Origin of the sequence: Nonomuraea composti (genome assembly GCF_012034275.1) — a bacterium.
GTDB classification, from domain to species: Bacteria; Actinomycetota; Actinomycetes; order Streptosporangiales; family Streptosporangiaceae; genus Nonomuraea; species Nonomuraea composti.
Window position 1 is genome coordinate 1 of record NZ_JAATEP010000109.1, and the last position, 11,433, is coordinate 11,433.

11 protein-coding genes are annotated in these 11,433 nt (G+C 64.1%); 5 read left to right on the forward strand and 6 right to left on the reverse strand.

Annotation, left to right across the window (positions count from 1 at the left end; genetic code table 11):
• On the reverse strand, positions 1-992 hold a 992-nt coding region (locus HCN51_RS56810), incomplete at its 3' end, for a DEAD/DEAH box helicase family protein (RefSeq protein ID WP_168022083.1).
• 439 nt (positions 993-1,431) lie between these two features.
• On the opposite strand from HCN51_RS56810, the gene HCN51_RS56815 reads away from it, so the two are divergent.
• The gene (locus HCN51_RS56815; protein WP_168022084.1) at positions 1,432-1,902 is read left to right on the forward strand and encodes a hypothetical protein; all 471 of its coding nucleotides are present in this window, start codon (positions 1,432-1,434) and stop codon (positions 1,900-1,902) included.
• A gap of 348 nt (positions 1,903-2,250) precedes the next feature.
• On the opposite strand, the gene HCN51_RS56820 is transcribed toward HCN51_RS56815, so the two are convergent.
• Both HCN51_RS56820 and HCN51_RS56825 read right to left on the reverse strand, forming a co-directional pair.
• Positions 2,251-3,597 (reverse strand): pentapeptide repeat-containing protein, encoded by a 1,347-nt coding sequence (locus HCN51_RS56820; RefSeq protein ID WP_168022085.1) that lies wholly within the window; start codon positions 3,595-3,597, stop codon positions 2,251-2,253.
• A gap of 131 nt (positions 3,598-3,728) precedes the next feature.
• Positions 3,729-5,030: an AlbA family DNA-binding domain-containing protein gene (locus HCN51_RS56825; protein WP_168022086.1), complete on the reverse strand. Its 1,302-nt coding sequence runs from the start codon at positions 5,028-5,030 to the stop codon at positions 3,729-3,731.
• Positions 5,031-5,169: 139 nt separating this feature from the next.
• On the opposite strand from HCN51_RS56825, the gene HCN51_RS56830 reads away from it, so the two are divergent.
• Together HCN51_RS56830 and HCN51_RS56835 are read left to right on the forward strand one after the other, a co-directional pair.
• Positions 5,170-5,547, forward strand: a complete 378-nt coding sequence (locus HCN51_RS56830) for a hypothetical protein (RefSeq protein WP_168022087.1) — start codon at positions 5,170-5,172, stop codon at positions 5,545-5,547.
• 11 nt (positions 5,548-5,558) lie between these two features.
• On the forward strand, positions 5,559-5,858 hold the full coding sequence (locus tag HCN51_RS56835) for a hypothetical protein (RefSeq protein ID WP_168022088.1): 300 nt from the start codon (positions 5,559-5,561) through the stop codon (positions 5,856-5,858).
• Positions 5,859-6,708: 850 nt separating this feature from the next.
• Here the strand turns inward: HCN51_RS56835 and HCN51_RS56840 are convergent.
• From HCN51_RS56840 to HCN51_RS56850, 3 genes are all read right to left on the reverse strand, one after another.
• A complete protein-coding gene (locus tag HCN51_RS56840) occupies positions 6,709-7,173 on the reverse strand; it encodes a macro domain-containing protein (RefSeq protein WP_346434185.1) in 465 nt (154 codons plus the stop codon).
• A gap of 703 nt (positions 7,174-7,876) precedes the next feature.
• On the reverse strand, positions 7,877-8,062 hold the full coding sequence (locus HCN51_RS60955) for a hypothetical protein (protein WP_240974289.1): 186 nt from the start codon (positions 8,060-8,062) through the stop codon (positions 7,877-7,879).
• A gap of 143 nt (positions 8,063-8,205) precedes the next feature.
• Positions 8,206-8,385, reverse strand: coding sequence for a hypothetical protein (locus tag HCN51_RS56850; protein WP_168022089.1), 180 nt, complete (start codon positions 8,383-8,385; stop codon positions 8,206-8,208).
• A 332-nt stretch (positions 8,386-8,717) separates the two neighbouring features.
• Here HCN51_RS56850 and HCN51_RS56855 point away from each other — a divergent pair, with 332 nt between their 5' ends.
• Positions 8,718-9,695 carry a helix-turn-helix transcriptional regulator gene (locus tag HCN51_RS56855; RefSeq protein ID WP_168022090.1) on the forward strand — a complete coding sequence of 326 codons (978 nt, stop codon included), beginning with the start codon at positions 8,718-8,720 and terminating at the stop codon, positions 9,693-9,695.
• Between the two features lie 83 nt (positions 9,696-9,778).
• The gene (locus HCN51_RS56860; protein WP_168022091.1) at positions 9,779-11,071 is read left to right on the forward strand and encodes a hypothetical protein; all 1,293 of its coding nucleotides are present in this window, start codon (positions 9,779-9,781) and stop codon (positions 11,069-11,071) included.
• Positions 11,072-11,433 lie beyond the last annotated feature (362 nt).

Here is an 11,433-nt window from a genome sequence, read left to right on the forward strand (position 1 = left end):
CACGACAGGGCGCGTTCGGCGATGTCCCTGTCCGGGTCGTCGAAGCTCAGCACGGAGATGTAGTCGATGCCGGCGAAATATCCCTGAGCCTGCGCTTCGCGCAGCGGGAAGGCGTAGACAACTCGTCCGCCAAGGGGGCGCCCGTCCGACCGGAAGGGGGTGGCGGTGAACTGGACGACGGGCCGGCCGTCGAAGGCGTCGCGGATCTCGCTCCAGGTTCTGGCCGCCACGTGGTGTGCCTCGTCGATGAACAGGTGGCTGAACTCGGCCAGGAAGATGGTCCGGACGTCCTCGGGGAAGCCCGAAAGGGCGGCGGGGGTAGTGACCACCACGTTGCACGCCTGCGCGAAGGAGCGGGCGCGGTCGCCCGACTCGAAGTGGTGCTCCACGCGGCCTACCACAGGGCGTTCGAACGGGCCGGTGACGATGCCCAGTTCAGGCAGGATGCCAAGGGTCTCGAACTTGCCCGCGGTCTGACCGCGCAGCACGTCGGAGGGTACGAGGACCAGCAGGCGCTCCGGGCGCGCGGCTGCGTAGATCGCCACCATCGTGTCAGTCTTGCCCGTGCCGGTGGGCATCACGACCGTTGCCGGGTGCTGGCTTCCGGTGGTCCAGTGGGCGAAGACGGCCAGGAGAGCGCCGGTCTGGGGTGCACGCAACCCTCGCGGGCTCTGCGCGTCGAGGCCGGGCAGACGAAAGGCTCCCTCGAGAGATGCCCTTACTCCGGCCGGAGCGTGCGCCTCGGAGGGGCCGCCCCAGGCGAACCGCTCCTTTTTCCGGACGAGGTGCACGTATTCCGGGGCGGGGCTTTTGATGACAGGCCAGCGCTGGTCCTCTGCGGCCGCCCATACTGACTGGTTCTCATTGACAAGACGGGCCTTGCGTGGTGGACAAAGGAGCTGGCGTGCGATGTTCTTGTCAACTTTGATCGAATCGGACCATCGAGAAGGCAACTCGATCGATAGCCCCTCGACGTCAACGTCATGTTCCATGTGTCTCCCGCGAGACGCACCAACGGGCGCATCCCCCTCAGGAGCACCACTTGTTGACCCAGATGATAAGCCCGCACGTGCATGATCACGACTTGGGGGACGTTTCCAGCTAAATGATCAATGCAGGTTGAGGTTGCATTTGGGGGCATATTCCGCGTTAAGGCTCAAATGGGCGTCAAGCTAAGTTCGGCGTAGGACGGCCAGCTACCCCAGCCCGCCTCAGCCTGCACATCCCCAAGTGCTCAGCCGCCGAGGCCAGCGTCCGTCCCGGACCGGACAGATACAACGCGAGGGCGTCCGCCTTGAACTCCGGCGGGTACGACTTCATCGCCACGTGGAACTCTTTGTCTTCGGATCTCCATCATCCGGCGCTCAAGGTGTCCCCACCTCGCGGTAGGGCCGAGTTTGTCATCGAGCACAGTAGTGCTCAACTGAAGTTATGCAGGTTGTCTTCGCTGCGCTCATCGCTATCGCAGGAACCCTTCTAGGTTCACTCACGACCTTCCTCTTCCAGAGATGGACGGTCGCCCGTACCGAGAGCTTCACGCGGACAGAGCGGCTCCGTCAGGAGCGCATGAAAGCTTATAGCGCCTTTGCCGGCGCTGTTCTGGATCTTCGTGTAAAGCAGGGGGCACGTTGGGGAGCGAAGAGACGGGCAGACGCGAGTCCGGAGGCGTACGCGGAGGCCAAGGCGATTCAGAACCAGAGTCGAGCAGCTGCGTGGCAAGCGCTTTGCCTGGTACGCCTGCTCACGGACGATGATGAGGCTCTACGGCTCGCCGGCGCGGCGATGGAACTCGCTGCTGACATCCACACGCTGGTAACCCTCGAGGAACTGGATAAGCGCATGGGCGAGGTTCGGCAGGCTGTCGACAGGTTCATCGACAGGGCCGCATCGCTGGTGCGTTAGGCGGTGGTCCAGTCTGGCGCCGTTCAGCCTGAGGCTGACGCCTATGTGAGCGTTCATCAGGCTCATGCCGCCGTCGGCTCGCAGCCGGTCAGCGACCCCGCAGGGCTGATTGAGGAGGTCATCGGAAATGTCCTGTCTGAGGTCTCTTCCGACGCCAACAAGTGTCGCGCCGGTGCGCGTCGAGTGGTGGCGGGATGGCTGTGAACGGCGGCGTCTGGTGTATGGAAGGGTTCGCGGCCACGGGTGAGATCCGCTTGGTCGGCGCTCGGCTGGATGGAGCCTGCGACTGGCGGGCGCGGACTTGCGTAATGAGGATGGGCGATCAACTGCGGGTGGCGAAGATCCTGTTCAGATGAGGGTTTCGGGGCGCCGAGGGTCCGCATTCTGCTCGGGCGGAGAGTCTGGCCGCAGGAGGCCGCCCCCCTTCCCGTCCGGCTCTACCAGCCAGCCCAGCGGCCATCGATGCTCCACACGCATGGCGTGGGGCTCAACAGATGCTCCATCGAGGTCGACTCGCTGCTTCTGATCGAAACGGATGCCGGCGCCGAAGGTGGCCCCGTCGAACGATGACCTGCCGCTAAAAGTGACCTCCTCGAACGATCCGCCGTTGTGGAAACCGACCTCATCGAACAGGGCGTCGCTTTGGAAGGTAGCTCTCTGGAACAACGCGAGCATGAAGGCGCTCCATCCAAAGAGTGCGTCGCTGTTGAAGACAGCCCCGCTAAATGTCGCGCCGTATCGGAAGGCGGCCAGCTCGAAGGACGCTTGGCCGTGGAAGACAGCACCGTCAAAATGGACGCCGTGGAAGGTGGCCTGCTCGAACGATACGTTGCCGTGGAAGACAGCCCCATAGAATTTTGAGTTGCCTCTGAATGTAGCCCCGTCGAACCGTGAATCGCTCACTTGGCAACCACGAAAGTCAAGATCGACGAGTAGAGCTCCGGTCAGATCGAGACGGATGCGAGGCCAGAAGGTCCCAGGAGGTCGTTTGACACGCGGCCGCCATCGCTGTCCCCTCGGCGAGGGGGACCGCAGGTGGTCGGTGAGGATACGCTGGGCTGTGAGGCGGACCTGGTGTTCCTCCAGAGGGTCAGGGGTTGGTGGGCCGCTGACCATTTCCGTCGTTCGGCTTCGTGCCTTGCGTTGCGCGGCGCGGATCCGTTCACGGCGATCGGCTTCTTCGGCCGCGGGGTTGCGGGCCGTGGAGGGTTCTTCGGGCGGAGCGCAGGGCATCCGGAGATATGCGCAGAGCACGTCCGCGATCGTTTGCCGTAGGCGTGGGTTGTTCTGCGCAAGTTCTTCGAGCGCGTAGAGACCGGCCAGCCGGACTGGCGCTTTGTCATGGCCGAGTTGGTCGGCGGCCTTGCTGTAGCGGTCAGTGTCGTGGCCGCGCTCGCCGAGTTGGAAGGTGCGCCGGGCGGTGTCGGCGTTGCGGGCGGTGTAATAGACCGCCAGTAGCGCTGCCAGACCGGTGGCGACCGCCAGGGCGCGGCCGCGGACTGAATCAGTGGCCGTCACCCAGTCTTTGCTGGACAGGCACGTGACTCCGACCGTCTTGAGGTCTGTGCGTGAGGTGCAGGCCACGGCGCGATCGACGTGTTGCAGCCACCAGGACGCCCCAGGGCCGAGCATCCAGATGATCGCGACGACGAGCAGCGCGCCGGCGACAGCGACAGCGATCGAGCGAGGCTTCATGGCTGTCCTCAAGGGGTTCGTGGGGGTCCGCTCCCACCTTGGCGGCTGTCAGTCGACGAGGCCCAGGATTTCCGGTATTTCCCAGGCCCGTCACTAGAAGTGAGCCATGCAACTCCAAGGCATCCGTTCCGTCAGGATGTGGGCTGCTTAGTGAGCAGCCCGAGGAAGGACTGCGGTTCATCACGGTTGATGACCAGTTGACCGTTCAGACTTCCGTTCATGTTGGTCGAGGTCGCGGTCCACTCCGCAGTGATACCACCGACATATGTTCCTGGCGCGATGAGGACGAATGGTTCAAGATCGACATGTTGTCCAGGACGAAGATCGACGGGCGGAAGGTGAATGACCAGAGGCCCTGTGTTGTCGATCCGAATGGATGGCCCTGCGTGAACCGACCGGATCCCACGGAGGTTCCCTAAGTCAGGTGTAAGGAATCGAAGGCCGGCGCCATAAGGATGAAGCTTGGGCAATGCCCGAAAGAAGTATTCAGCGCCTGGTTCATCACCCTCCTCATATTCCAGCGCCCGCACCCCGCCGGGCATCTGGAGAACGACCTGGACGCTAAGGAGGGGCGTGTCGGTGTTGTTGATCAGACGCAATTCGACGGGGTCCACGACGGCTGCTGCGGTGTCGTCTATGGCCTCGGACAACTTGGCGCGACATCCGTCCAGGTAGCGGTGCACCTCTGCGCGATATTCGGCCGTGGATCGTGTCTCACCTGGGGGCCGCAAGACGGGACCGAGCTGACCTTGGCGCTCCGCCAGAGGCTTCAGAGCTTCTTCCTCCAAGTAGGTGATAGGCAAGACGGAGCCTCGTCGGAGCGTTAGTCCAAGGTCCAGGGTGGGTGCTCGGCGGACTAACCGGTCACTCAGCGCGTCAACGTCGGCTGCTCTTGCTCGGGAAGTTGTCCCATCGGGGCGACGAACGAAGATCGCTGCCTCGGGAATGCTCTTGTCCCTGGAGGACGATGGCGCTTCTTTGCGCATGCAGTAGATCGGGTCGCCCCAGCGCGGGGGATCGATTGTGATGACCAGGATGGCGACTGGTCCCTCGCCTTGGTCGATTTCGACGTAGGTGGGTTGCCATCGGATCTCCTCGCCGACGTAGGGCTGGATCCAACGGACCAGTTCCGTGATGTCGTGCTGTTTGACCCCGTTCATGTTTTCGTGGCTCACGCCGGCTAGCAGGAATCCGTAGCCCTCGACGTAGCGACTGGCCGTGTCGGGCATGCGATTGGCGAATCCAATGATGGCTCGCGCGATGTGTGCTCGGCCGCTCTTGTCGCTCTTGTCGGCTGGGTCGAGATCTAGCTCGGACTTCCACTCCAGCCAGAGCGTCTCGTCGGCCTTGGTCGCTCCTCGCACTGCCAGTGCGAGCTTCCTGTACTCGGCGTGATTGCGGGGAGCCGTGCGAGTGTCGAAGTTCAGCGCCATGGTCTGAGGATCTCCTCTGCGAGGTGGGGGGAAGTCACACTAGTGAAGGCTGGCGAGCAGCGTCTCGCTCTAGTGTGCTGGCCTCAGAGCTGCCAGAGCCCCGAGGATCGCGACAACCGTCGTTTCTCGATCAAGGAGGGTGGGGCAACGTGGCGGTCCGGGCGACGATCTGGCGAAAACTCGGCATTCCGAGCTGGACGGTGGCGGCTTGGCGGGCGCGGTCGTCGAGGTGGGCGAGCTTGGCTTGGGCAGCGGCCAGGCTGACGTGCAGGCCTTCGGCCTCACCCAGCCAACCCTCGCGCTCGGCTTCGGTGATGCGCGCCAGGAGATTGCCGCGGATCTCCTCAAGCCGTGGTCGTTGGGCGGGGTCAACGCGGAGGAGAGGGCATCTGATGCAGCTGTGCTCATGCTGGCAGCTGGTGCCGTAGGCGCGGCCGCAGTCGCCCAGGGCGACCTTGCGCCGTTCGAAGTGGCCGAGAAACTCATCCCATTCGGCGTCGGTGGGGACGCGGTATGAGAGTGAGGTGCATGCTCACCGCGATCGCGGCGTTCGTGGCAGGCGGCTTCCTGGTCTCAGGCGCCGCGCATGTTAGGCCGCTGCCCGTGTCGCTGGCCGGGATCGTCGCACTGGCCTCGGTCTGGTCAATCGCTCGCCTCTGGCTGCGCATTGCCGCGGAGTACAGGCGCCACTCGGCCGATATGAAGGAGAAGGAGCGGCTGCTGGCAAGCTGCCGGGCGGCGGCTGCGATGGTCGGTTGCCGTTCCTGGTTGTACGCACGTATTTGGCACGATCGGCGGCTGCGTCGCCTGCGGGCGAGGCGGTCGTAGTGGGTTATCGGCTACGCGGATGACACGAGATTAGGCGCTGACCTGGGGAAACGGCCTCAAGATCATCCCCGGCATGTCCCCTGATCATGGTCGTACGGCTGCGTACGGGCACTGTCCGCTGCCTATCGGGGGTGGCGAAACAAAAGACCTGCGGCTGTGAAACCGCAGGTCAGGGGCCGTATGTGGCGATCTAGGTGAGTGCCCCCGGCAGGATTCGAACCTGCGGCACCCGCTTTAGGAGAGCTCCAGCAACTACGAGTCTAGTTTGTCTATGGATGTGGTGATATGTGGGTGCTGCTCGACACGTATTGAGCTCTTCGGCGTGGGCCTCCTGCGGCTCGTCGCAGGACAGGTGTTCGAGCTGGTCAGGGCCATATTTGTAGCTGGCAGCCCGTAAGACGCTCCCGCTCTTCAGGAGCGGGTGCTGACCATAGGATTAGACGAGACCGTTCCAGGGCCTACTGTTGGCTACGCGGCGTAGTGCGCGATCGCCTGACGGCCGTCATGGAAGTCTTCATCGGCCTCACGCTGGCTGGTGAAGGCCCGGCCTGGTCGATGCTGGGGCTGGCTGGAGTCGATCAACGGCATAGTTCTGGAGAACGTTCAGGTCCTGGCCAATGAGGCGGGCCTGTTGGTGTGGGTCTCGCCCGCCCTGCCCGGCGCCGCTCATGACCTGATCGTGGTATGCGGCCGCCGGTCCGTCGATGCCCTGACCGCCGTCGAGGGGGGAGACCTTCGGACGAAGGGGTACCGGGGCATGGGGCGGCACCGTCCGCACCCCGTTCCAGCACCACTGGCTCCTGCCCGTAGCCGTGATGTTGGGAGGCTGGTCTCAGTAGAGCCCACATGGTTAGGGCAGGTCGTAGACCGTGACCGTGATAGCGCGTTCGGTCAGCTGCTTGAGGATAAGTGGTTCGATCCGGTCCCAAGAGCCGCCCGCGAGACCAGCACCGATCCGAGGCATGTGGATACTCGCGTGGAGGTTCAGGGCTTCGTCGGCCAGAGCGGACAGGCAGCGATCCAGGGCCTCGTAACGGATGGGCGGGCCGTCCTTGGTGGGCCGGATGCCGTGCTGGCCGATCATGTTCGCGACCCATAGCATGGGTTCGACCTGGACCAGCCGAATTGCGCCCAGCTGGAAGTCGTTACCGGAGCGGTGCCAGGCTCGGTAGTCGACTTCTGGCTGTGGCCAGCGCCGGGAGAGGGCAAGAACGAAGCCCTTACCCCAGCCGCCCATGTCGTTGCACACATGGCAGATGACCTTTGATCCCTGGCCGTGGGGTTGCGTCGCGTCGCCGGTCACATAAGAGATCACGATATGGACGGTAGGCTAGCGCCCCGACATTCGTGCCTTCGGGCAATCTTCAGTAGAAGATGATTCCACCGATGCTGGGGCAACCAGGTGGGCGCGTACCCGGGCAACACGCTTGACGGTCGGGTGCCCGTCCGCGCGCCGGACTGAAGGTCGTGGTGTTGCCGCCGACCCGGACGTGCCCGTCGACCGGCGACCGGCGTCTTGTCGGTCCCGTCCAGCAGGCGCAAGCCGGCGCTCCCGACCTACGACGCCATGCTCATCGTTGACGTGCAGCTGCAGTCCGACGAAATGGGAATCGACGATCTCCTCAATGAGCCTCTGCAGCTCCGGGACGATCCTGCCCGGTCTGAGGGGCGGGCTCGTTCTGCTCGGTGCAAGTGATGGACAGGGTGGGTGCGCTCGTTGTCACGAAATGCAGTTGAACGGGGTGTCACGGGGTTCGGAGAGAACCCCGTGACGAGCGGGAGTTGCGCGGGCTGGCATTCATCAGGCGGTGTCGAGGGCCTCGGTGATTTTGCGGGCCATCTCGGTCATGGTGGGGCTGGTCTCGCCCTTCTGGGACTGGATAGCGGCGTCGACGGCGATGGTGACGGTGCGGCGGAAGTTGTCGGCCTCCTCCGGGGCCTGCTGCTTGAGCAGGGTGATGGAGGCGTCAGGGCGGGCAGCAGCACCTGGTCGGCGAGCGCGGCGGTGGTCTTGCCGGTCAGGCCCTTGAGGGACTGGCGAGGACGTGGCCGACCAGGCCGGTGGCGGAGGTCAGGGCGATGGAGCCGTCGGTGGCGGCCTTGTGGGCCGAGCCGGCGGCGTCGGCGGCAGACATCAGCCAGACGGCACCCCAGCCGGCGATGCGGCGGGTGAGCTGGTCCTGGTCGGAGAGGGTGATGGCCATGATGGTGGTGCTCCTTAGCGTTTCGGTGGAACGGGCAGGCGCGCCACCGTTCATGGCGTTTACGATCGCCGATCGCTCTGATAGCGGGCCTTCGCCGTGCTGACGCTGCCGCTGACACGACACCGCAGGGTGGCTCGCGGCGCTCAGGGCTGCTTGCTCTTGCTGATCAAGCTTGTGACGCCAATCAGGGTGCCACCTCCTGCTCCCAGCCCCACGATGAGGGCGTTCGGCCAGGTGGCTCCGTCGGCGAGCATCAGGCCGGTGATGATCGCCGTGGCGATGATCGCGCATAGGAAGGTGAGGAGGGTGCGTTCAGACAGCACTGTTGCCTCCAGCGAACCCGGTGATGTGGTTGAGGCGGGCGTCGCAGCCGGGCGGCGTGCGGCTGAGATTGGCCGTGCCTGGAGGTTGCACGGCGTTAGGGTGGCTCGCCATGTGGTTCCCTTCTGTCTCTTGAGTCACATCAGTACGGAGATGTCGCTCAGGACATAGGCAGTCACATCGGCATAACCCTCGTTCGAGACGCCAAGAAGATTTTCTGAACAGAGCGGGGGAAATCCGTCGCGGGCTGCATAGAGCAGTGCGTACACCCTCAACCATGTCCCCCGGACCGTGGCTGTCCCTGCGGTCCTCCAACTCCTCGAGGGGAGCGGGTATGTCGATGGCCCACGAACAGCCCGACCCAGGCTGCACCTGCTACGACGGTGACTCCTGTGGTCCAGCGGTGCCGACGTGGGGAGACGACGGAGGTGGCAGGGATGACGAACCTGCTGCCGAGGAGTTGGCGTCGCCGATCGACAGCGACCTGGTTGCGGATGCCGAGAGGCAGCTTGCGGACGATGTTGAGCCCGAGAGTGACGAGGCGCGGCAGGCGAGACTGGAGAACGATCACAAGATCGTGATGCTCCTGCGGGCCGACCTTGCGGTAGGCCGACGTGACCGTTTCGACAGGGTTGCGGAGCAGTTGGTCATCTACAGCTTGCCGATCTTGGGGATGTGGGTGGCACGAGGGGAGATTTTCGCGAAGGTCAACCAGCGGCGGGAGCAGGCGAACCAGACCCGGGCCAGCAGGGGTAAGAAGCCGCTCCCGAAGATCACCCGCGACCCGCTCGACTGGCGAACGTGGGATCGAGACGAGGTCGAGGAGTTCGTGCACGACCTTGCAGGAGAGGGCGTGGAGAGATTCCGCCGCGCGGTTGAGGAAGGCCAGTGCGATCCGCGCCGGGGCGCGTCGATGCGTACATACTTCATCGGAGGATGCCTGTTCGGCTTCGAGAAGGTCTACCGCCACAGATGCCGGCAGCAACGGCTCGAACGCGCGGTCGTCGCCGCGGGGCTCGCCCATGACGTCGCGGCGTGGGAGCCGGTACGGCAGCTCGCTCTCACCCCGGGACCGGAGCACCAAGTCATCGTGCGCGACGAGATCTCCCGCGCCATGGCGCAGATCACGGCACCCGAGATGCATCAGGTCCTGTGGTACAGCGCGCTTGGCTACACCCAGCAGGAGGTCGCGGAGATGGCAGGTCTCACCGCCAAGGCGCTAGAAGGCCGGCTGAGGCGGGTTCGTCAGAAATTCGGCAGGAGACACACGGCCGCGCAGACCACGACAGATTCCGATGACGCGGAGAGGTGACGGTCATGAGTCAGACAGAAGACCGGTGGACCCCACGGGCACGCGTAGAACCTGGCGGGCCCGAGGCGCATGCCCGAGATGAATTGGACGACCTGCTGGAGGGCTCGTCGCTGGGCAGCCCGGTGGTCAAGCGGATCCAGGCGCTGGTTCCCGCCGAAACAGTTCGGCGGGCCCGCGCCCACCGCCCTTCTCTCAGTGCCCGGTTCGACGTCAATGAACTGGTCTCGCGGATTCTGGCAATGTTGTGCCGGCAAGCCGTGGCGCATAGAACCGGCGCGCGACTCGCCAGGGGAAACACGACGAACGATCTGTGGTGGCCCCGTGCCGATACGTTCGCCCATGCCGTGCCCCGGCCGCTTGCCCCAGTGGACGTCTGGCGGTCGGCGGGTGTCTTTGGCCTGAGAGTGCCACCGCAGATGCGCGCGGTACTGAGAGTGATCGAACGACCGGGCGGTCCGGACAGGGTTCTTCACCAACTTGCGGATGACGGCGTTCTGGACGAGGTTCGCGATGATGTTGCCAGGCGAATCGCGGTGCTCGCCGTGGGTCTCATGGATGATGCGCCACCAGGGCTCCTCCGGGCGTACGCGGCGATCCTGGAGCGGAAATCTGCCGGGAAGCAACCGCCACCCCTTACCCGACGTGATCCGGAGCGAGAGGGGCAGCTAGGAAGCAACCGGCTCACGGACGTTTCAGCCCAGGCCGCGTTCCCATCGGAACGCCCGCGACCAGCGCGGAAGAACTTCGAGGTCCACGATCGGTACGTCGGTGATAAGACACTAGTCTTTTCTTTCATGCCCGTCGGTCGACCGAGACGATTCTCCGACCTCTTTCGCTTCCTTCTTCACCGTCATAGCGAGCCGGATCCGGCGTGCTTGCTCGACGGCGCGACGAGTTCAGATATTCTCGATTTCGATTTCCTGACTAGCTTGTCGCATGACGCGGGAAAGTCGTATCGCTCCTTCCAGAGGGCCATTCGCTGCCGTAAACAGCACGGAGCGTGGACGCGCTGCCCGGAATGTCAGCGCGAGTGGGCCACCACCGGTTGGCCCTCGTCAACGGTCAATATGCGGGCCGCTGAGCACATGCTCACCGGTTACGCACCGATCGATCTCAGCAAGGAGTTAAGGGAGGCGCGTCGCCGTCTGCTCGACCTGCTGGGCTTTCGATCCAAGTCTGCGGATCCGCAATATCGCGGATCCATCGACCAGTCTCCCCACGAGTTTGGCTGGCTACCGGCGAGAGCAAGCGACAGGGAGCTTTTTGATCTAGCGCTACGGCAGCGCAGAAACTTGTTGGGGCGATTCACCGCTTCAAGGAGTCCACTTCTTCAGGAAAGAAACACAGAGTGCGGCAATGACGAAATCTCCGCTTGAATCGCATGGCTCCTTGCCTAAATGGCGTTCAATCCCGGAAGAGGACAGCCCCATAGGGCGTACCGGAAGGCAAAGGTCACCGGCGTGCGTGGGCGTCGGCGCCTTCATCGCGACGGTACAGGCTCGGCAGTGAAAGCCGGTGAAGCACAGAACAGCGAGGAGGCGCCGATATTCCCAGGGGCGAGAGGGGTCCCGACGCCTTACACAGTGGCAAGTCGATCAAGGAGCTTCGCGACGTCGCCCCACCTGGCCAGGGCACCATGCGCGGGAAATAATGGATAGGCCGATGCCAGCGCCTTGCTCGTCAGCGTAACCAAGGTCGCTAGTGCTGTGACCGGAAATGATCACCGGGTTGGGTGAGG